Below are 21,164 nucleotides of genomic sequence, written 5' to 3'. Positions count from 1 at the left end.
GCACCCGTGGATCTCGCCTATCCGTTGGCGCCCGTGTTCGGCTACCTCGCCGCGGGCAGCCTGAAATTCGCCATCAACACGCTGCGCGTTCGTCAGGCCGCCTGGCGCGGCATCGGCCTTGGCGGCGCCGTCAGCACTCACACCACCATCGTGTGGACAACCTGCTGGCTGCTCGGCTTCCGCGATGGCTTCGGCCAGCCCGCCTTCGCCGTCGCCCTGACCCTGGCGGTGATCGTGATGATCGACGCCATGGACCTGCGCCAGAAGATCGGTGCCCAGGCGCTGGCGCTGAAGGCGGCTTTCCCGCACCGGGCAGATGTCATGGCGTTGCGCGGCCGACTCGGTCACAAGCCGCAGGAAGTCCTCGCCGGGATCGCGCTCGGCGCAGCCTGCGCCGCATTGCTCAACCTGCTGTGACACTCCTCGGTGGCAGGTGCCGCCGCTTCTCCACATTGTGGTCACATTCCCACCATACCGAGATTGGCCGCCTCGGCGTGGCGCTCTTCTGACAACACCCAGGAGCAGGCATGGCCGGCCGCTTTCGCTTCACACTTCTGAGCCGTTGGGTTCTTCTTGCCTTTGTTCTGCTGCCGATCCATCGCTCCTCCTCCAGCGGTACCGTTCAGGTCGACGCACGCGGTACGCGCAAGGTCTGCCAGGTTGTGGGCGAGTTTGACCGCCAGCGAAACGTCCCGACGGTCAATGTGACGGAAACACGGTTCAAGTTCTGGGGCTCCGACCTCGGCGCCTCCTTCGAGCACAAGGGAAAGCTCTACGTCCTGTTCGGTGATACGCATCCGAGCGGCGGATTGGCCCGCGCCCGCGATGCGGATTCGATCGCGGTGAGTAACACCACCAATCCGCAGGATTGCGTTCGCCTGTCGTTTCTGACCGAGCCGGACGGCGGTTTCCGCCAGTTGCAGATCCCGGGCGTCTATTCCGGCGCCTTTGCGGTGCCGACAGGCGGGTTCAGCCTCGATGGCCGCATGTATATCCTGGCCAGCGGTGACAACCGCGAGCGTCGCAACATCGGACGTTCCGTTCTCGCACGGTCCGATGATGACGGGCACAGCTTCCGCTATCTTTACGACATCTCACGCGACAGGATGGTGCATGTCGCGCCCGTTCCGGTGCCTGCAGGGCAGGTTCCTGACCTGCCGGTATCTGGCGGTGCTGGCCTGCTGCTCTGGGGCAGCGGCGATTTCCGGCGCAGCGATCCGCACCTCGCCTTCCTGCCGGCCGATGCGGTCGAACAGCCCGGTGCCCTTCGGCATTTCGCGGGCCTTGATCCTGTCACAAGGTCGCCGCGCTGGAGCGCCGATGAAGCGGACAGCGTGCCGTTGTTTCACCAGCCCTGCCTCGGTGAACTCTCGGCTGGCTGGAATCCGTTTCTGAGCAAGTGGATGCTGCTCTACACCTGCGGCGGGCCCCGGGCATCGACCATCCTGCGCACCGCGGACAAACCCTGGGGACCCTGGTCGGCGCCGGAGACGCTGGTTGATCCGGCGGAGCAGGATGGCGAATGCGGCTTCATCAGTGGCGGACGGCCGCCGCAGCCATCGCAATGGACCCGGTTCATCCGCTTCAGCCGTCGCTGTCCCGCGGTGTCCGACCCGCACACCCCCTCCACACCGGGCGAAGCCTATGGACCTTACCTGATTTCCCGCTTCACCCAGGGCGAGCCGGGCCGCTCCTCGACCATCTATTTCCTGGTTTCGACCTGGAATCCTTACACCGTCGTGCTGATGCAGACGCGGCTCCGCGTCGCGGCTGGCGGCCGCGTCGTGCAGGACGTCGCCCCGGTAGCGCCACGGCCATGACCGTCGGGTTTTCCAGCCGCCAGTGGTGAACCGGCCATCAGCTTGGGCGTTAGCTCCACTACCGATACATCCATTCCCGATCAGACGAGCTTCTTGATGTCCTTGAGCGATCTGTCCGTCAGAACGGCTGCCCCTCCGCACAGCCCGTGGCACGTTCGCGTGGACGGTGCCGCATGGGCGCATCTGCTCCTGGCGCTGTCTCTGGTGATGGCTCTGCTGCCGCTGCTCGCCACCTCCATGCCGCCCTTGTTCGACTACCCCAATCATCTGGCGCGAGTGGATGCCATGAACCGCTGGCCTGAGAGCGCCAGCCTTCAGGCCAATTACCGGCTTGCCAGCGTCCTGATCCCCAATGTGCTGTCGGATCTGGTAATGCTCGCACTGATGCAGTTCGTCGGTGCGCGGGCCGCGGGCCTCCTGCTGCTGGGCCTGACCGTCGTCCTCACCCTCGGGGGGATCTACCTCCTGAACCGGGCGGCGTCGGGACGCTACAGCGTCTGGCCGCTGCTGGCCGGCGTCTTCCTGATGAACGAAATGGTCTTCTGGGGCTTCCTGAACTACAATCTTGGTCTCGCCCTGGTGCCATGGGGGCTCGCGCTCTGGCTCCTGATGGAGGGCCGACCACGGTGGCAGCAGGTGGCGGTGAGCGCGCTCTTTGCCATCCTGATCTTCCTGGCGCATCTGGTCGCCTTCGGGCTCTATGCGGTGGCGATCGCGGCGCTCGAACTGCGGCATGCCTGGTCGCGGCGAAAGGCAGGGCTCGGGCCGGCCCTCCTGCGTCTCGTCGTCTCGGCGACGCAGTTCGTTCCGGCGCTGGTTCTCTACTGGGCGATCAGCCCTTCGCAGGGGTTGCCGCTGAGCCCGCGCTTCGACTTCAACCCGTTCGTCAAGCTCTCCCCGTTCACCCGCCTGCTCTCCTCCGGCAATCCTGGTGCAGACCTCGCGGCTTTGCTGGTCTCGCTGGCTGCCGTTGCGCTGGCGCTGGCCACGCGGCAGGTCCGGCTGCATCCTGGATTGCTGCTGGCGGCAATCCTCTTCGCCGTTCTGGTGCTGGTGCTGCCCTATTCGGCCATGGAGTCCTTCTTCCTGGACTCGCGGGTGGCCATCGCCGCGGCCTTCATGCTGTTGGCCGCCATGGTACCGCGGCGCCCGCGGCCGGTAGCCACCGCCATCGCCTCGGCCATGATCCTGCTCTTGTTGGGATCGCGCAGCTATGTGCTGGCGCAGGACTGGCGTGCGCAGGGTCGGGCGATCGGCGAGAGGGTCGCCGCATTTGAGCACATCCCGGCCGGCAGCTTTGTGATTCCCGCCGCGCGCTACCCGATCGAACTCGGCGACTGGACCCAGACCCGCCGCATGCGGCCGGCGCCCGAACATATCGTCGCCTATGCCATGATCGACCGGCAGGCGATCATCCCGAGCCTGTTCGCCAAGGCAGGGCAGAACCCGCTGGTCTACGAGCCGGCCCTGCCGGAGATGAAGGCGTTCGACCGCGGCCCGATCACCCGCGTGCCGGATCTCGCTTCCTTTTCTTGGCTGGTCGGAGATGCCCTGGCTGTGGCGGCGCGGGCCGATGAGCCGCGACCGCCTCTCGCCGGCGTCTACATCGCCCTGTTTCAATGGGGCTGCGAGGACTGGCCGTCCGGTCTGGCCGTGGAGCCGGTGGCCTGCGGCCAGGATTTCTCGCTGATGCATGTGATTCCCTCACGCGGGGCTGCGGCAGGGGCGGCAGCCACCTCGGAGGACCGGTAGTGGCGGCCATGTTCTCCCCGGCAGCGCGGCGGACACTCGCCTTCGCCCTGGGCTTCGTCCTGCTGTTGCTCATCATCTGGAGCCTCGCGCGGGCGCTGCCCACGCCGGGCCTGTTGGACTACGGCTCCTTTATCGCCTCCGGCCAGGCCGCGTCGCAGGGCCTCGACCCGTACGGCATCTATCCACTCACTTTTCACGTGGTGATGCCGGGTTTCGAATCCTGGAATCCCAACTTGAATCCGCCGGCCGCGCTGCCGCTGTTTCAGTTGCTCGGGTTGATGGACCCACATGAGGGCTTCCGCCTGTGGTGGAGCCTGTCCGTGCTCTGCTACGCCGCCACGGTGCTGCTACTGGCCCGGCGCGACAGCAGCCGGGGCGCCCATTGGCTGGCTGCCCTCTGGGCCTTCGCCCTGGCCGGCTTCTGGGACACGCTGGTGCTCGGGCAGATCTATCTCCCCCTGGTGCTGAGCGCGGCAGGAGCCTGGCTGCTGCTCGAGCGGGGACAGGGGGTTTTGGCGGGCGTCGCGATCGGGCTGGTCATCGCGGTGAAGCCGAATTTCATGGTCTGGCCTGCCCTGCTGTTCCTGGCTGGCTACTACCGGCCGGTGGTGTCGGCGGGTGTCACGGCACTCCTGCTCAGCCTTCTGCCTTTGCTGCTGTATGGCCCGGACGTGTATCAGCAATGGTTCGCGTTGCTCGCGACCGAAGGGCAGCGGGTCGCCTTCCTCACCAATGCCTCCCTGGCGGGCCTGTTGCTGCGGAGCGGACTCGGCATCCTCGCGGCGCCGATCGGCGTCCTGGTGCTGGCGGCGCTCGCTTTCTGGGCCTGGCGCAGCCGACCCAGCTTGGCCCAGGCGAGTGCGCTTGGCCTGATCGGCGCCCTGGTTGCCTCCCCCCTCGCCTGGGTGCATTATACGCTGTTCCTGCTGCCCCTCTTCTTCACCCGGCCGATGAACTGGGCGCTGGGCCTCGCGGCGGTGCTGCTGGTGCTTCCCGTACCCTGGGTTCTGAGCTTCATGGCGTCGCCCAGCTGGGTGCAGGCAAGCATCGGGTCCGTTTATGGCTGGGCGGTGCTTCTGTGTCTGGTCGGTTCTTTGACCGGCACCCGCGCCAAGGCGAGTGAAAAAGAAGCCCCGGGGCGGCCCCTCGCCTCCGCAGACCGTCACCACGGTAACAAGATAAGCTGAAGGCTGCTGCTGGCCTCTCCGGCGAAGCAGCTTTCAAGCTCCCTCACCAGGGAAGAACTATCCGTAAACAGCCCGGACGATGCTCTGTCGTCCCGACATTGTTTCGCCTCCGACATCCGTTTCATAACGATGGCGGCGAAGGCCTCGACGCTTGACAAGGCGGCCGGTCCACACAGGCAATCCAATCTCTGCCATCCGCCAGGCTCATGCCGATCAGGCTTGGAACGATCTGGTCCACAGCCACATCGGAAGACCTTCCGCGGGAGGTGATCCAAGGGCCCAAACACCGATCTGCGTCGGATGAGATGGTGTCAATGTGCTCCGCAGCAGGACTTGATTGCCTCACCGGACTTGTATACTAGTATGCAAGTCCAAGATTGAACGAAGCAGGCCCCATGCTAGGTCTGAAACCTGAACACAGAGCCTCCATCGCCCGAGAGCTGCATTGGGTTCTGCGGCAGCGCATCCTATCCGGTGAATTGCTGCCCGGGCATTCGATCTCCGAAGTGTCGTACGCCGAGCAGCTGGGCGTCAGCCGCACCCCTGTGCGCGAGGTCTTCCGACGGCTGGCGGATGAAGGCCTTCTGGAGATCCGCCCGCAGATCGGCACCTTTGTGGCCCCCATCCCTCTGACTGCCGTCTATGACAGCCAGTTCGTGCGGGAGACGCTGGAATGCCGCACCATCCGGCTGGCGGTCGAGCGCGCAACGCCGGCCGATGATCTGACCCTTCGCCAGCACCTGGAACGTCAGCGGCTCGCGGTACCTGGGGGCGATTACCTGGCCTTCTTTCCGGCCGATGACGCCATGCATGCCGAGCTGATCCGGATGGCCGGGCGCGAGGCAATTTGGACGTTGATCCAGAACGCCAAGAGCCAACTGGACCGTGTCCGGTACCTGTCTTTCGAAAGCCGGGACTGGCTCGGCAGGATTTTCGAGGAACACGAGCAAATCATCGCCCGGGTGATTGGCCGTGACGCAGACGGCGCCGAGACGATGATGCGCAGTCACCTGCGCACGGTATTCGCGGCCATCGAGCGCCTCATGGCCACGAAACCCTATCTCTTCGCGCCCGGCCGCTGACAGCGGTTCAGACAGGACAACGCCCGATGGTCGCCATCTCGGTCACCAAGCCTCATGTGCTGGAACTCTTCGAGACTGCTCCCCTCCCGCCACAGGCGGGCGAGGTGCAGGTCCGTGTGCAACGCGCCGGCATCTGTGGCTCGGACCTACACATCATTCACGGCAGCAACCCCTTCGCGAAATATCCGCGCATCATCGGCCATGAGTTCGCCGGGCAGGTGGAGACGGTCGGCGCCGGGGTGGAGGGCCTTGCACCAGGCGACCGCGTGGTGGTGGATCCCGTCATCTCCTGCGGCCATTGCTATGCCTGCCGCATCGACCGCTCCAATGTCTGCGGCAATCTGGAGGTGCTCGGCGTGCATCGCGACGGTGGCTTCCGTGACCGCGTGACGGTGCCGGCCGCGAATGCCGTCAAGGTGCCGGACAGCCTCCCGATCGAACTTGCCGCCCTGGCAGAACCCTTCTCCATCGCCGCCAACGTGCTGAGCCGCACCGGAGTTGATGCGGAGGATTCCGTGCTGATCTACGGCGCCGGCACAGTGGGGCTGACAGTGCTGCAGGTGGCCAAGCTGCACGGCGCCCGCTGCATCGTGGCCGATCTGGATGACGCGCGGCTGGAGCGCGCGCGCGCCTTCGGAGCCGATGTGGTGATCAATTCCCGCAGCCAGTCGGTACCCGAGGCGGTCGCCGGAGAACATGATGGCCTTGGTCCTTCCCTGGTGATCGACGGGGCCGGTGTCCCGGCGCTGCTGGAGGAAGCCTGCCGCCTCGCCAGCCCCGCCGGCCGCATCGGCGTCCTCGGCTTTTCGCCCGGCCCCTGCAATGTCAGCCAGCAGGAGATCGTCAAGAAGGAGCTGACCCTGGTCGGCTCCCGGCTGAACCGGCGCCTTCTGCCGCAGGTGGTACAATGGCTGGCGGAGGGCAAGCTGCGCCCTGCCGCCATGATCACCCAGACCTTTGCGGCCAGCGACGCGCCCGCCGCCTTCGAGCTCATCGAGAAGGACCCGGGCAGCACCGTCAAGGTGCAGCTCGCCTTTGACGCCTGAACATCATGCACATCGGAGGAAAGCAAGAATGACCATCGCCCTTACCCCCCGCCGCCGCACCGTGCTGGGTGGCCTCGCCGGCATCTTCGCGGTGGGCGTTGCGCCCGCCTACAAGGCGCGGGCGGCGACGACCCTGAAGCTTGGCCATCTCGGCAACGAGGACAACACCTGGCACAAGGCCAGCCTGAAGTTCGCCGAGGAGGTGGCACGCCGCACCAACGGCGCCCTTGAAGTCCGCATCTTTCCCAACGAGCAGCTTGGCAAGGAAACGGACCTGATCAAGGGCATTCAGCTCGGCACCGTCGACTTCACCATCACCGGCGAATCGCTGCAGAACTGGGCACCCTCCGCCGCGCTGCTGGCCGTGCCCTACGCCATCAGGGACCTCGCCCACATGGACCGCGTCGTCGGCGGCCCGATCGGCGACAAGATCGCTGAGAACATCGCGGCCAAGACACAACTGAAGACGCTGGCCTATTTCGCGCGCGGCCCGCGCTATCTGACCTCCAACCGGCCGATCACCCAGCCGGAGGAGCTGAACGGGCTGAAGCTGCGCGTGCCGAACGTGCCCCTCTTCGTCAAATTCTGGGAGGCGCTCGGCGCCAAGCCGACGCCGATGGCCTTCTCCGAGGTGTTCACCTCGCTGCAGAACCATACCATCGACGCGCAGGAGAACCCGCTGGCGCTCATCAAGTCGGCCAGCTTCAGCGAGGTGCAAAGCAAGATCAACCGCACCGAGCACGTGCTGAGCTGGATCTACATTGTCGGCGGCGCCCGCAAGCTCGGCCGCCTGCCGGCGGAACAGCAGGCCGCGATCGCCGAGGCTGCCAAGGCGGCGCAGGACTACGAGCGGGGCCTTTTCCTGGAAGACGAGAAGAATCTCGCCGCCGATCTGACCGCCAAGGGCATGCAGTTCGTCGAGGTCGACAAGGCTGCCTTCGCCAGCAAGGGCAAGGATGCGGTGGCCGGTGCACTGAGCGCCGATATCCGCCCGCTTTACGAGCAGATCATCGCCGCCTGAGCCCGGCCGGGAAGCCGGGGCGCCCGGCTTTCTCCCGTGGAAGGAAATCCCATGCGTCTCGTCCTCGCTGCCGGTCTGGCGGCTCTACGGGCAGTGTGCCGGGCCGGCACGCTGCTCGCCTTTGCCGTGCTGATCGGCGTGGTCACCATCCAAGTGCTCGGCCGCATCCCGGGCTTCCCCTCCTTTTCCTGGACCGAGGAGGTGGCCCGCTTCGCCCTGGTCTATCTGGTCGGCTTCTCCTGTGGCTTGGCGCTGCTGCGCGGCGAGATGGTCAATGTCGACCTCTTCGTAGCGCCACTTCCGGCAGGTATGCGCCGCGTCATCGACCGGTTGGTGGACGTGATCGTGCTGGCCTTCAGCCTGCTGATCATTCCCGGAGCCTGGAACTACGTGGCCTTCAGCATGGGGGAACGGGCCCGCTCGATCGACATCCCGATGGTCACTGTCTACGCCGTGATGCTGCTGATCCCGGTCTCACTGGCCGTGTTCTCCATCTTTAGGCTGCTCGGCCACGCCGAAACCCCGCCCGCCTCGCACGGGGAGCTCACCTGATGCTTGTCACGCTGCTCTTCGCCACCTTCGCCATCTGCCTCATCCTGGGCGTGCCGGTCGGCATCGCCCTGGGGTTGGCCGGTGCCGTTTACCTGATCGGGGCCGATATCGACCTTTCGGTGGTGGCGCAGTATTCCTATGCCGGAATGGACAGCTTCGTGCTGCTCTGCATTCCCGGCTTCGTGCTGGCCGGCAACCTGATGAATGGCGGCGGCATCACCGACCAGATCGTGCGGTTCGGCAATTCGCTCGTGGGCCACATCCGCGGCGGGCTGGGCTTGGCCAATGTCACGGGCTCGATGATCTTTGCCGGCATCTCCGGCACCGCAGTTGCGGAAACCGCGTCGATCGGCTCGGTGATGATCCCGGCCATGCGCCGGGCCGGCTATGATGCGCCCTTCGCGGCCGCAGTCACCGCCGCCGCCTCGACCGTCGGTCCGATCATCCCTCCCAGCGTGCCGATGATCATCGTCGGGACGCTGTCGGGCCTGTCGGTTGGCAAGATGTTCCTGGCCGGCGCCATTCCAGGCCTGCTGCTCGGCTTCGCGATGATGGTCACGGTCTACATCCTGTCACGGCGGCGCGGCTATCCAAAGGGAGAGTGGGCGGGCTTCAGCGAGATCCTGCGTTCCAGCCGCGGTGCCTTCTGGGCGCTGCTGATGACGGCGGTGATCCTCTATGGCATCGTTGGTGGCCTGTTCACCCCCACCGAGGCTTCGGTCGTTGCGGCACTCTACGCCTTCGTCGTCGGATTGTTCGTCTATAAGGGTTTCACGCTGCGCCACATTCCGGGCATCCTGCTGGAGAGTGCGATCGGTTCCGGTGCATTGATTCTGCTGGTCGGCCTGGCCAATGTCTTCGGCTGGATCCTGACCAGCGAGCAGATCCCGCAGCAGATCGCCCAGACGATGCTGTCGATCACCGACAACAAGTACCTCATCCTGATCATGGTGAACGTCTTGTTGCTGATCGTCGGCACCTTCATGGAAACGATCGCGGCCCTGATCATCCTGTTCCCGCCGCTGCTGGCCGTGGCCACCGCCGTCGGCATCGACCCGATTCACTTCGCCATTATCGTCGTATTGAACCTGATGATCGGGCTGACGACCCCGCCAGTGGGCGTCTGCCTCTTTGTCGCCGCCAACATCGCCAAGGTGTCACTGGGGTCGATCAGCAGGGCCATCATTCCCTTCCTGATCTGCAACATCATCGTGCTGATGATGGTCAGCTTCATTCCCGGCATCTCGCTCTGGCTGCCGAACCTTTATTTCAAGTGAGCTGCCGGCGGCCCTTCGGGGTCGCGGCCTGCTCCTCAACCACACCCGGTGTTCGCATGAACGAAGCCGCACCCCGCCTTTCCCCCCAAACCCTTGGTCAGATCACGGCCCGCACCGGCGTGCGACAGCCTTGCTACGACCGTGCGGCGCTGCGTCCCGCCATCGTGCATCTTGGCCTGGGCGCCTTCTTTCGTGCCCATGGCGCGCACTACACCGAGGATGTGCTGAACCGCTCCGGCGGTGACTGGGGTATCATCGGAGTTTCGTTGCAGCGGCCGAACCAACGCGACCGGCTGGCGCCGCAGGGTGGCCTCTACACCACTCTGGAGCGGGGACCACAAGGCGAGCGGGCACGCATCGTCGGCGCCCTGCTCGACGTGATGGTGGCGCCGGAGGATCCGGCTGCACTGGTGTCCAGGCTGGCGGACACGGAGACGCGCATCGTCAGCCTCACCGTGACGGAGAAGGGCTACTGCCACGATCCTGCCACAGGACGGCTGAACCCGGAGCACCCCGACATCCGCCACGACCTGCAAAACCCGGAGATCCCGCGCAGTGCGGTGGGCTTCCTCGCTGCCGCTCTCGGCAGGCGACGGGCGGCGGGTCAGGCACCCTTCACCGTGCTATGCTGCGACAATCTGCCGCACAACGGCGCATTGGTGGCCGCCCTGGTTCGGGATTACGCCGCCCGACTTGATCCGGCGCTGGCTGACTGGATCGCTGCCGAAGTGCGCTTCCCCGCCACCATGGTTGACCGCATCGTGCCTGCCCTCACCGAGGCCGATCTGGCTGCCGCCGAGGCCTTGACCGGTTTGGCAGACCATGCCCCGGTTGGCCACGAGCCCTTCCGCCAGTGGGTCATTGAGGATCGCTTCGGGCCCGCCGGTCGCCCCGCATGGGAAATGGTGGGGGCCCAGCTCGTATCCGACGTCGCGCCGTTCGAGCACATGAAGCTTCGCCTCCTGAACGGAGCGCACTCGGCCCTCGCCTATCTCGGCTACCTGGCCGGACACGAGACCATCGTCGAGGCGGTCTCGGATCCGGCGCTGTCCGGCTATGTTCAACGACTCTGGTCCGAGATCCGTCCCATGGTGCCGCAGCCGCCGGGCCAGGATCTCGTCGCCTACACCGACGCGTTGCTGGAGCGCTTCGGCAATCCGGCCATCCGGCACCGCGCCTGGCAGATCGCCATGGATGGCTCGCAGAAGCTGCCGCAGCGGCTGCTCTCCACGGTGCGGGAACGGCTGGCGGCCGGGCTGCCCATTCCGGCGCTGGCGCTCGCCGTCGCCGCCTGGGCCCGCTATGTCGGCGGCACGGACGAGCGCGGCGCGCCGATCGACGTGCGCGATCCACTGGCTGCCGAGCTGCGGGCTCGGCTGGACGCCGCCGGCTCCGAGCCAGCGGATCGCATCGCCGCGCTGTTGGCGATCGAACCGATTTTCGGCACGGACCTTCCGGTCCATCCGACCTTCGCCGCCGCCGTTACTAAGGCTTACGAAACCCTGCTGGACGTCGGCGCCCGCGCCGCCGCCTCGACCTGACGCGATTCCGCAAGGAGGCATATCCATGGAAGAAACCTGGCGCTGGTTTGGCCCCGATGACGCGGTCCAGTTGAGCCACATTCGGCAAACCGGCGCGCGTGGCATCGTCACCTCGCTGCATCACATCCCGTATGGCATGGTGTGGTCCGTGGACGAGATCGAGAGGCGCAAGGCCGTCCTGGCGGAGGATGCCTCTCTCGGCCTGTACTGGAGCGTGGTGGAAAGCCTGCCGGTGCACGAGAAGATCCGCCGCGGCGATCCGGATTGCGGGCAGCTGTTCGAAAACTACCGCACCTCGATGCGAAACCTGGCATCGTGCGGCGTAAAGGTCATTTGCTACAACTTCATGCCAGTGCTGGACTGGACCCGCACCGAGCTGGCCCATCCGCTGGTGGGCGGCGGCACCGCACTCCGCTTCAACGCGCACCAATATGTCGGCTTCGACGTGTTCATGCTGCAGCGGCCCGGTGCCGAGGAAGGCGTCGCACCCGAATTGCTGGAGCGTGCCAAATCCTGGATCGACGGCGCGACGGCGGCGGAGAAAGATACGCTCCTGGCCTCCGTCATGGCGGGCCTGCCCGGCGCCTTCGACCGTTACGACATTCCAGGGCTGCGCCGGATCCTGTCCGAGTACGGCCAGATGACCCGTTCGGACCTGCAGGCCAACCTCAAGCGCTTTCTGGAGGAAGTGATTCCCACGGCGGAGGAGGTCGGCATCAGCCTCTGCATGCACCCCGATGATCCGCCGCGCCCGCTCTTCGGGCTGCCGCGCATCGTCTCCAATGAACAGGACATCGCCGACCTGCTCGACATGGTGAACAGTCCGGCGAACGGATTGACGCTGTGCAGCGGCTCGCTGGGCACAGGCGCAGGAAACGACGTTCCGGCCATTGCCCGCCGCTTCGCGGACCGCGTCCGCTTTGCACATCTCCGCAACGTCTCCAAGGAGCCGGACGGATCCTTCATGGAGGCCGATCATCTTGGCGGCGACGTGGACATGGTTGCCGTTGTCGATGTCCTGCTGACGGAGCAGCAGCGACGCAGGAACGCCGGCCAAGCCGACTGGCGCATTCCTTTCCGTCCTGATCACGGGCACGAACTTCTGGATGATGTCGGAAAGCCGACCTTTCCCGGATACCCGGCGATCGGCCGAATGAGGGGCCTCGCAGAACTTCGCGGTGTCATCGCGGCACTGACTTGGAGCAAAGCTCTCGTGAACTGAGCGATCACCGGTGATCTGGCTAGTCGATGCAGAACTCAGCCGCGTCGAGCCAGCGAAGAATCTCATTGTCGTCGCCGGACATCGGCCGATCCTACTCCGCATCAGTCGCTCAGGACCGCCCAAAGCTCCCGCTACTCGGCCGTCAGGATTCCAGGTTCTGGCCGCCAGTTGCGGGAAGCGGCCCCGCACCAATTCATCATCAGGCCGTCCAGGGTCATAGCGCGTGGTTCCAAGCCTCTGGCACCAAGGCATACCCCTCAGGCTGTCGCGTTAGATGGACGAAGCCAGGAAAGTGCAAATGCATTCCTGCGACCAGCAGACGGTCAGCCACCGCCATGTCAAAGATCCGCCGGCGCGTTCCGACTGCCCGCTCCGGCTCGACATCGAACTGCATGCCGATCTCCGGACAAGGTACCTGTATCTCCGGCACATGAACGATGTCGCCCCAGACCAGCAGCGTTTCCTTGCCGGATGCGATCATGTAGCCGCAATGACCCGGAGTATGGCCTGGGAGCGGCATAGCCGTCACACCTGGAAAGACCTCGCCGCCCTCGAACAGGTGCAGCCGCTGGCGAAGGCGACAGCTGGACTTTCACCGCCGCAAAGTATGGCACGCCCTGGCCGGTTTCCGCGGCGCGAGCCGCGGAGGCAGGGTCATCCCAATAGGCCTGCTCGGCCGCATGCATGGACACCCCGGCATTCGGGAACATCGCCCGGCCGCCTGCATCGGTCAGGCCGTTGGAATGGTCCGGGTGCAAGTGAGTCATCAGAATGGTATCGATCTCGGCCGGATCAACACCGGCTGCAGCCAAGTTGTGGAACAACTGGCCCGCGGTGGGCTGCAGGGAAGGACCGCGGCCCGTATCGATCAGTGCCGTGCGGCCGCCGCTGCGTATCAGGAACGTATTGACTGATCCACATCGCGGCGTCGGGCGAAACGCCTCGGTCAGCATCCGTGCGGCATCATCGCCCGATATGTTCTGCAGGGCCGCGTTGGAGCCGTTCAGGAAACCGTCGCTGACGACGGTAACCAGGATGTTGCCGATCCTGCGATGGTACAGGCCCGGAACCTGAGTCTTGGGAAGGTCCGCCATATCGAACGATACTCTCGCTGATCCGGCGCGGTCCGCGCCAGTCATCCGGACAAGAACAAGCCGGGACGTGCCTGTCCCGGTCCACGCTTCTAGCACTACCTGGGCATTTTAGTGGGTGGTGGCAGGAACCTGCGTCGACAGTGCGGACATCGGACTGGCGTGGCGAGATGCGCGAACAGCCGATCGAGAATGGCGCGGCGAACAGCGGGCAGGCTCGGCGAGGGCGGTGGACCCGGCATCCGGGCCGGCATTTTTCCCCCGCCTCGTCCGGCGGTGCGCGGCGAGGCGGAGGTGCTGCAGGTAGGCACAGGCGATGCAGCTCATCAGCGCGTGTCGGTGCAGGCCAGTCCAGGACCGTCCCTCGAAGTGTCCCAATCCGAGTTCCTGTTTCAGCTGCTGGTGCGCCTGCTCACACACCCAGCGCGCCTTGATGGCGGCTGCCAGCAGCCGCAGCGGCGTGTCGGCAGGCAGATTGCTCAGGTAGTACTTTCGCTCGCCGCTTGCGCGCCATTCCCCCACCAGCCAGACCTCGTCGCCGGGCAGGTGCCGGTTGTTGGCCCACAAGGCGCCGTCGCCCACCCGGATGCGTGCCGCGGCGAACCGGGCCGCCAGCGCCCCCTTGGTGCCCTGCCGCCAGGCGATGCGGCGCCAGGAGAGCCCGGCCAGGACCTTCTCCGCCTCCACGGGCTCCTCGTTGGGTATCGGCTTTCGTCCACGTCCCTGTGGCAGCACCAGTTCTACCGCCGCGCTGTAGACCTTCTGGTTGCGCGGGATACCCACCGCCCAGAGCAAGCCCCGGGCATTGAGGCCCTGTCGGAGCGCGGCACTCGCGCCGTAGCCGGCATCGGCCAGCACAGTGCCGAACCGCACGCCCGCGGCCCTCAGCCGGTCGAGCTCGTCGAGGGCGATCTCGCCCTTGGTTCGCGGCGCCATGGCCGCCTCTGGCACGCCTGCCTGGGCACAGCGTGCAGGGTCATCGGTCCACTTCTCCGGAAGGAACAGCCGCAGGCCCACCGGAACGGGCACCTCGCCCTGTGCCAGGGTGAGTGACACCAACGATTGGCAGTTGGCCTTCTTGCCGAGCTGGCCGCAGTACTGCGGCAGCACGCCGACCGACATCGTGCCCTTCTTGGGCAGCGCCGTGTCATCGATCACCAGCCAGGCCTGGGGACCACCAACCAGCCGGTCCGCCTGCCGCGCCAGCACGGACCACAGCGGTGCATCGTCCCAGGCGGGGCTGGCGATGAAGTGCTGCAGCTGGTCATGGCCACTCAGTCCCAGGCGGGCCGCCATTGGCTGCAGGCTCTTGCGCTCACCGGATCCGAGCAGGCCCCGCAGGTAGAGCGGTGCCCAGGTGCGGCGGGTCTTGCGTCCCAGAACCTCCAGGACCGGCGCCAGCCAACGGTCCAGATCTGCCCCACCACCCGGAATGTTCGTCATCGACCTCACCTCCAGCAGGCAACGTCGCATGCCGTCCCATCACACTCAATCAAAATGCCCAGGTAGTGCTAGATGGCGTAGGGCAACGCCAGACCCGGCTCATGCCACGGCATGGTCGCGAGCCGCCCTGTGGTCGACAGCGTGATGTAGGCCGTTCGCAAGTCCGGGCCGCCGAAGCAGATATTGGTGGGCATCAGATCCGGCATGCGAACGGTATGGACGATCTCCCCCGATGGAGAGACCGTGTTGATCTCCCCGCTCACCAGCGTGGCAACCACGATGTTGCCGGAGGCGGCGACCGCCAGGCTATCCAGCCGGCGAAAGCCCGGAAACTGGCACAGCACGCTTCCACCATGGGGGCTGGGCCAAGCCGCCTTGCGGAGCTGGCCGGAACCCAGAATGTCCCATGCCCAGAGCCGTCCAGTCTCGGTTTCCGCGACATAAAGCACCTTGCCATCCGGGGAGAGACCAATGCCATTGGCACCACCCGGAACGGGGAATGCCGCCTCCACGATGCGGGAACCGTCCGCCGCTGCCCAGTAGACCCCACCATGGTCCCGATCCCGGGCGCGGGACTTCCCGAGGTCACTGAACCAGAAGCCTTCCTGGCCGTCGAAGACCAAGTCATTGGGGCCCTTCAGACGCTCGCCGTCGCAGGAATCGTAGAGCCTGACGATATTGCCGCTTTGGGGGTCGAGGCGCTCGATGCGGCCGGTGACGTAATCCTTTGCCTGACCAATCGTGCGCAGGATGCCGGGCTCCTCGTGCCAGGCGAAGCCGCCATTGTTGCACAATACCATCATGCCATCCGGACCCAGCGCCAGCCCGTTAGGACCGCCCGGCACGTTTGCGATAACGCTGCGCGCGCCGTCCTTTGCGATGCGAGTGACAGTGCAAGCTTCGATTTCCACCAGCGCGACCGAGCCATCGGCAAGGGCCACCGGCCCTTCAGGAAAGCGAAGACCTTCGGCTATGATGCGCAACTCGGAGGGAGTGTCGTCCGGCATGGCAGTTCCTCTCCTGATCGAACGGCTGGGACAACGATGCCCAACCTCCACTCTCGTCATCGATGCGACGTCGGCCCGACCTGCGACCGTCACCAGCCTGCAGGCTTGAAGATCGGAGGGATGCTTCGCCAGCGCCGTCACCTTGATGTCCATACAGGAAAACAGGGGCAGCGAGGACAGGATGCCGTGCAGTTCGTCTGCATCCCGATCCTGTACGTCGAAGATCGAGGGATTGGCGTACCGCTTGGCAACCCGCCACAAATGTGGCCACTTCCCCGAGCGCTGCACCTCGAGAGCAAAGGCCTTCTCCCTGACCTTGATTTCATTCGCCTAATCAGCCCCCGGATCAGGCATCACTCACGCGCTCACCGCCTTCTCAGGCGTCGGTGAACGGCGTCAACGTTTTGCAGGTATCCTGACATGACGCGCACGCCGCTCCTCCGCTGCCGCGCCGGCCGGCGGCGCTTGTGTGAGTTGCCAAGTCAATCCGGCCGAATATTCGCTGCAGCGATCACCGGCTGCCACTTCGCGATCTCCTGCCGGGTCATTGCCGCGAGTTGCTCCGGTGAGCCGCCCAAAGGCTCGACGCCCTGGGCCCGGAGGTTCGCAAGCGATGCTTGATCGGCAAGCAGGGCGTTCGTGGCCCGGCTCAGCCGGGCCACGATCTCCGCTGGCATCCCAGCTGGGCCATAGAGCGACCAGCGCCCCTCCACCACGAAGTCCTGCACCCCTGCCTCCTGCATGGTCGGCACATCGGGCAGGATGGCGATGCGTTGCGCCGAGGTAACAGCCAGTGCCTTCACCGTACCGGCATCCAGATGCGGCTTGAGCCCAAGTGGGTGATAGAACATCGCGTCCACCCGGCCGGCCAGCAGATCAGTGATCGCTTGGCCAGCGTTGCGGTAGGGTATGTGCTGCGTCTCTAGCCCCGCCCGCAGATTCAGCAGCGCTTGGGAGAGGTGTCCGGTGGTGCCGTTCCCGGCCGAGGCGAAGGATAGCGACTTTGCCTTCGCCAAAGCCACCAGCTCCGCCACGGAGCTGGCCTTGAGAGAGGCAGGCACGCCCAGCACGGACGGCGTGGTGACAAAGGGCGCGATGGGCGTGAAATCCTTCACGGCGTCGAAGCCCGGATCGGCAAAGAGGCTGGCATTGATGCCATGCGTGCCATTGGTGCCAAGCAACAGGGTGTAACCGTCGCCCGCAGCATGAGCGACCGCTTGCGCTCCCACATTGCCGCCGGCGCCGACGCGGTTCTCCACCACCACTGGCTGGCCGGCCTCCTTCGCTAGCGCACTGGCCAGGATGCGACCGAGCGCGTCGGTGGTGGTACCAGCGCCGAAGGGCACCACCAGGCGGATCGGCCGGTCCGGCCAGGCACTCTGCGCGCGCGCGGAACCGCGAGGAGCCAGCAACGGAACGGCAGCGAGGCTGGCCAGCAAGGCGCGGCGTGTGGCGAAGGTCATGCGAGGGCTCCTGCGCTAGGGTTGACGTAGTCGGTGATCGGCCCCGTGGCCACGCCACAGCGCAGGGGAACGCAGGCATCGGGGAATTCCTGCGTGAAGCGAACACCCCGATCGGCTAGATGGCCGAGGAAGCGGTCCAGGTGGCGCATGGCGCCGTTCGGCAGATCATGCAGGACCAGCACCACCGGTCCGGGGCCACGGCACAGTTCCCGAGCCCGGTCCACCCAGCCATCCGGGTCCCGGAAATCGCCGGGGACGGCATTCCACAGAACGCACGTGAAGCGTTCCCGCTTCAACAGGTCGAGCGCGGCACCGCTCAGCAGGTGAGGACCCAGCGCGCCGCCGCCCCCCTGCGGGCGGAACAGCCGGTCAGGATGCGAGAGATCGCCAATCACCTCCTGGGTGCGCGCGATCTCCGCCTCGGCGGTAGCGGCTCCGCCAGGAACATCACCCAAAGACCCGGCATGGCTCCAGGTGTGATTGCCGATCCAGTGGCCCTCGGCATGTGCCCGCTCCGCCAAGGCGCGATGCCTCGCCAGCTTATGCCCAAGTACAAAGAAAGTGGCGGGAAGGCTGCGCCGACGCAGCACATCCAGCACATCCGGCGTCACCTCCGGCTCGGGTCCATTGTCGAAGGACAGGGTGACACTGAGTGTTTCGGTCATAGCGCTTCGGGCTCTGCCGCCGGGCGTCGGGAAGCGCGGCCCGGAGCGGCGAGCAGAGTAGGGCCAGCCGCCGCGCCGCCCATCTCCTCAGGCCTCGTTCTGCACCGGATTGGAGAGGATACCGATGCCCTCGATCTCGATCTCGACGGTGTCACCGGCTTTCATGAAGACCGGCGGCTTGCGGGCATAGCCGACGCCGCTCGGCGTGCCGGTGGCAATCACGTCGCCCGGTTCCAGCGTCATTACCTCGGACAGGATTGCGAGGATGCGCGGCACGGAGAAGATCATGTCCGAGGTATGACTGTCCTGCATCACTTCGCCATTGAGACGCGAGGTGATGCGCAGCGCGTTCGGCCCCTGCGGCAACTCGTCGGGCGTGACAATCTCAGGACCCAGGCCGCCGGTGCGATCGAAGTTCTTGCCCATCGTCCACTGCGCCGATTTGCGCTGGTAATCGCGGATCGAACCTTCGTTCATGCAGGTGTAGCCGGCGACGCAGCCAAGGGCTTCGGCCTCCGTCAGATGCCGCGCACGCCGGCCAATCACCACAGCGAGTTCGGCTTCATAGTCAAACTTGTCGGAGACCCTCGGGCGGATCAGGGCCTCGTCAGGCGCCGCGAGCGATGTGGGCCCGCGGAAGAATACCGCCGGATAGTCCGGGATCGGATTGTTCCCCTCCTTGGCATGCAGCGCATAGTTCAGGCCGATGCAGATGACCTTTCCTGGGCGCGGCACTACCGGCAGCAGCGCCAAGCTCCGCAGCGGCCTGCGCGGGGCTGCTTCGAGCTTTGCCGCCAAGGCAGGCGCCGCGTCGGGAAGACCTAGTGCCGCAAGGGCCTGGATCGGGTCCTGCGGCAGGCCCGGCACCACGTCGGCCAGGGCAACAACATCGTCGCCCTGGCGGGCGCCGAGGGTGGGTCGTCCTTCATGCTGAAATGCGATCAGGCGCACACACCAATCCTCCAGTATTTTACCCAGGCTTTATCGAAATTCCTGGGCCGTCAAGGCATAATTCCGACACCTTGCGGAGATCGCGCGAGAAGCCGATGATGCTAACGCCATGTCTCACGCCAGCTCCCTTGCCGATGCGCGCGATCCCACCCTCGCAACGGCCGTCCACCGGCGGCTGCGCGAGGACATCCTCTCGGGCCGGCTGCCGCCCGGGCAGAAATTGAGGCTCCGGGATCTGACGGAGAATTACGGCGCAGGTGCCTCGCCCATGCGGGAGGCTCTCGCCAAGCTCGCGGCCGAAGGATTGGCGGAACAGCTCGAGCATCGCGGCTTCCGCGTTGCGGCTGCAGCACCCTACCAACTCGACGGGCTGATCCGCAGCCGCGTGCTGGCCGAATGCGCAGCGCTGCGGGAGTCGATCAGGCGGGGAGAGGCCGCGTGGGAGGAGGCGCTGCTCCTGGCGGAGCATCGATTGAGCCGTGCCGCCCGCTCGCTCGACCCGCACCGGTTCATCAGCAACCCGGACTGGGAGGCCTGCCACTTGCGCTTTCACCAGGCACTGCTTTCTGCCTGCGGAGCATCTCCCCTGCTGGCGTTCTGCGACCGCCTGCGGGAGGAAGCACGGCGGTATCGGGCCCTCTCCAACACCCTGGCCTATCCGGGCCGCGACGTGGCGGCGGAACATGTGGCGCTCGCCCGCGCCGCGCTGGACCGCGATGCCGAGACGGCCGCCGACCTCCTGGCGCAGCATTATGAGCGGACGGGCGCCTTCGTCGGGGCTGATCTGGGCCGCATGACGGAATAACCCCCACGCGGTCGTTGCAAGGGAGTCGATCGCCTGTCCTCAAGCGCCGTGGCCTTTCACGGATGGCTCCATCACCTCGCCGCCGAACTCAGTCGGCATCAACAGGATGATGTCGGTTGTGATCTCGCCGACATGCCGGTGATGAGCCGAAATAGCCACCGCCCCGGCCATTCCGTCCCGCGCCACGTGGTGAAGTTTATCCGAGGCCTAGTTGCTCGCGGAAGGCTGCTTGTACCTGGAACCATCTTTTCCGAGAGAGGCTAGCGTGCCTGCCGCACCCGCAAGCCGTGCTACCAACATGCGCGGGCGGCGTTGCTCCAGCCGCTCGGCATGACGATTTATAAACGACACCCAGATCGCGACTTTGTAGCCGAAGGTGACTGGCAGTGCCTCCATATCGGTCGAGATAAGCCCCAGCACAGCGCGGATTTTGAGCACGCTGGCCGTGTCCAGGATGTCCTGGGTGATAGCGGTAGAGTCCGGCTTCCCCGCATGCTTGGCCAGCTGGCGAAGAGTGGCGCGGATCGGGTAAGCCGACATGAACAGTCTAGGCCTTCAGCCGCACCCAGTCGAAAACTGGATGGGCGCTTGCGGTCACGATGGCATCGGCGGCATCGCGCGGAATGATGCCGCACCGGGCCTCGGCGCTGGCAGGCGCGACTTCCACCTCGGCATAGTGGCCTACCAGGGTTTCGCCAGAAAAACGGCATGCATCTTCCGCGTATCGAATGAACCGCGGAAGAGGGCTGGATCGAGAGGAGTGATGAGCATCTTGAGTTTCCTGTTCATCGGAGCGCACACCCGCCTGAAACATGACGTCGCGCCAGCATCTCTCGGTTTCCGACAAGACCGGTTCAGCCATGGCGTTCACGATGAGTCGCGGCGTTGCAATCGGAGGAGTGGCTGGAAAGGATTGTGACTTGACCGACACGGCATGATGCTTGGAGCGGTCCTACCTACCCAGCCAAAACGCGCAAGCCAGTGCCTGATGCTACGATGTCAGATGCTGCATTGTGGCCTCTGCGCCGGGACACGGCAGAACCGGCCGGTGAAAACTTGATATCAACCTCGACCGCCTGCAGCCCTTCTCGATGGCATCAGAAGGGACTCAGAACCTGAGCGGCTGTCGCCGCCACGCCGATGCCTGCCCAATCATAGCGCATAGCTGTCTGGTCGCGGAACATTGTTGGGATCCGGTTGGGCTGGCGATCGTAGAGTACCAGCGTCGGTTCGAGCGCC

Annotated in this window: 21 protein-coding genes; 12 read left to right on the top strand and 9 right to left on the bottom strand. The window is 65.6% G+C overall.

All coding sequences use genetic code 11. The features are described from left to right. Nucleotides 1-6: 6 nt before the first annotated feature. The 11 genes from D2K64_RS19735 to uxuA all read left to right on the top strand — a co-directional run bounded on the left by D2K64_RS19735 (nt 7) and on the right by uxuA (nt 12,500). Nucleotides 7-417: a divergent PAP2 family protein gene (locus D2K64_RS19735; protein WP_120010097.1), complete on the top strand. Its 411-nt coding sequence runs from the start codon at nt 7-9 to the stop codon at nt 415-417. A gap of 110 nt (nt 418-527) precedes the next feature. Beyond that, nucleotides 528-1,820, top strand: coding sequence for a DUF4185 domain-containing protein (locus D2K64_RS19730; protein ID WP_120010096.1), 1,293 nt, complete (start codon nt 528-530; stop codon nt 1,818-1,820). A gap of 159 nt (nt 1,821-1,979) precedes the next feature. Then, on the top strand, nt 1,980-3,572 hold the full coding sequence (locus D2K64_RS24605) for a hypothetical protein (protein WP_157985971.1): 1,593 nt from the start codon (nt 1,980-1,982) through the stop codon (nt 3,570-3,572). Between the two features lie 8 nt (nt 3,573-3,580). Then, nucleotides 3,581-4,759: a glycosyltransferase family 87 protein gene (locus tag D2K64_RS19725; protein WP_157985970.1), complete on the top strand. Its 1,179-nt coding sequence runs from the start codon at nt 3,581-3,583 to the stop codon at nt 4,757-4,759. A 395-nt stretch (nt 4,760-5,154) separates the two neighbouring features. After that, complete coding sequence (locus tag D2K64_RS19720) at nt 5,155-5,841, top strand: GntR family transcriptional regulator (RefSeq protein WP_120010094.1); 687 nt, start codon at nt 5,155-5,157, stop codon at nt 5,839-5,841. A 26-nt stretch (nt 5,842-5,867) separates the two neighbouring features. Further along, nucleotides 5,868-6,887, top strand: coding sequence for a Zn-dependent oxidoreductase (locus tag D2K64_RS19715; protein WP_120010093.1), 1,020 nt, complete (start codon nt 5,868-5,870; stop codon nt 6,885-6,887). Nucleotides 6,888-6,915: 28 nt separating this feature from the next. After that, nucleotides 6,916-7,908: a TRAP transporter substrate-binding protein gene (locus tag D2K64_RS19710; protein WP_120010092.1), complete on the top strand. Its 993-nt coding sequence runs from the start codon at nt 6,916-6,918 to the stop codon at nt 7,906-7,908. Nucleotides 7,909-7,959: 51 nt separating this feature from the next. Then, on the top strand, nt 7,960-8,460 hold the full coding sequence (locus tag D2K64_RS19705; RefSeq protein ID WP_120010091.1) for a TRAP transporter small permease: 501 nt from the start codon (nt 7,960-7,962) through the stop codon (nt 8,458-8,460). After that, a complete protein-coding gene (locus D2K64_RS19700; protein WP_120010090.1) occupies nt 8,460-9,737 on the top strand; it encodes a TRAP transporter large permease in 1,278 nt (425 codons plus the stop codon). Before D2K64_RS19705 ends, D2K64_RS19700 begins: the two co-directional genes overlap by 1 nt. A 56-nt stretch (nt 9,738-9,793) precedes the next feature. Further along, nucleotides 9,794-11,278: a mannitol dehydrogenase family protein gene (locus D2K64_RS19695; RefSeq protein WP_120010089.1), complete on the top strand. Its 1,485-nt coding sequence runs from the start codon at nt 9,794-9,796 to the stop codon at nt 11,276-11,278. Nucleotides 11,279-11,303: 25 nt separating this feature from the next. After that, complete coding sequence (uxuA, locus tag D2K64_RS19690) at nt 11,304-12,500, top strand: mannonate dehydratase (protein ID WP_120010088.1); 1,197 nt, start codon at nt 11,304-11,306, stop codon at nt 12,498-12,500. Nucleotides 12,501-12,838: 338 nt separating this feature from the next. On the opposite strand, the gene D2K64_RS19685 is transcribed toward uxuA, so the two are convergent. The 6 genes from D2K64_RS19685 to D2K64_RS19660 all read right to left on the bottom strand — a co-directional run bounded on the left by D2K64_RS19685 (nt 12,839) and on the right by D2K64_RS19660 (nt 19,120). Beyond that, on the bottom strand, nt 12,839-13,594 hold the full coding sequence (locus D2K64_RS19685; RefSeq protein ID WP_238384314.1) for an MBL fold metallo-hydrolase: 756 nt from the start codon (nt 13,592-13,594) through the stop codon (nt 12,839-12,841). Nucleotides 13,595-13,702: 108 nt separating this feature from the next. After that, a complete protein-coding gene (locus D2K64_RS19680; protein ID WP_120010087.1) occupies nt 13,703-15,034 on the bottom strand; it encodes an IS701 family transposase in 1,332 nt (443 codons plus the stop codon). Nucleotides 15,035-15,102: 68 nt separating this feature from the next. Continuing rightward, nucleotides 15,103-16,362, bottom strand: coding sequence for a muconolactone Delta-isomerase family protein (locus D2K64_RS19675; RefSeq protein ID WP_370765152.1), 1,260 nt, complete (start codon nt 16,360-16,362; stop codon nt 15,103-15,105). Nucleotides 16,363-16,523: 161 nt separating this feature from the next. Further along, the gene (locus D2K64_RS19670; protein WP_157985969.1) at nt 16,524-17,480 is read right to left on the bottom strand and encodes a Bug family tripartite tricarboxylate transporter substrate binding protein; all 957 of its coding nucleotides are present in this window, start codon (nt 17,478-17,480) and stop codon (nt 16,524-16,526) included. Nucleotides 17,481-17,500: 20 nt separating this feature from the next. Further along, a complete protein-coding gene (locus D2K64_RS19665) occupies nt 17,501-18,169 on the bottom strand; it encodes a polysaccharide deacetylase family protein (protein ID WP_120010084.1) in 669 nt (222 codons plus the stop codon). Between the two features lie 87 nt (nt 18,170-18,256). Further along, nucleotides 18,257-19,120, bottom strand: coding sequence for a fumarylacetoacetate hydrolase family protein (locus tag D2K64_RS19660; protein WP_120010083.1), 864 nt, complete (start codon nt 19,118-19,120; stop codon nt 18,257-18,259). A gap of 109 nt (nt 19,121-19,229) precedes the next feature. On the opposite strand from D2K64_RS19660, the gene D2K64_RS19655 reads away from it, so the two are divergent. Next, nucleotides 19,230-19,925, top strand: a complete 696-nt coding sequence (locus tag D2K64_RS19655) for a GntR family transcriptional regulator (protein WP_120010082.1) — start codon at nt 19,230-19,232, stop codon at nt 19,923-19,925. Nucleotides 19,926-19,964: 39 nt separating this feature from the next. Here D2K64_RS19655 and D2K64_RS25985 read toward each other — a convergent pair whose 3' ends face one another. From D2K64_RS25985 to D2K64_RS24595, 3 genes are read right to left on the bottom strand one after another with little or no spacing between them, the layout of a single operon-like run. Continuing rightward, a complete protein-coding gene (locus tag D2K64_RS25985) occupies nt 19,965-20,096 on the bottom strand; it encodes a hypothetical protein (protein ID WP_274379316.1) in 132 nt (43 codons plus the stop codon). A gap of 36 nt (nt 20,097-20,132) precedes the next feature. Continuing rightward, a complete protein-coding gene (locus D2K64_RS19650; RefSeq protein ID WP_120010081.1) occupies nt 20,133-20,465 on the bottom strand; it encodes a lyase family protein in 333 nt (110 codons plus the stop codon). Nucleotides 20,466-20,472: 7 nt separating this feature from the next. Next, the gene (locus D2K64_RS24595) at nt 20,473-20,787 is read right to left on the bottom strand and encodes a hypothetical protein (RefSeq protein ID WP_157985968.1); all 315 of its coding nucleotides are present in this window, start codon (nt 20,785-20,787) and stop codon (nt 20,473-20,475) included. Nucleotides 20,788-21,164: the final 377 nt, after the last annotated feature.

Source organism: Teichococcus vastitatis (genome assembly GCF_003604215.1).
Taxonomy (GTDB): domain Bacteria; phylum Pseudomonadota; class Alphaproteobacteria; order Acetobacterales; family Acetobacteraceae; genus Pseudoroseomonas; species Pseudoroseomonas vastitatis.
The sequence above is the reverse complement of the archived record's forward strand: the minus strand, read 5'-3'. Positions and strand labels throughout refer to the sequence as shown.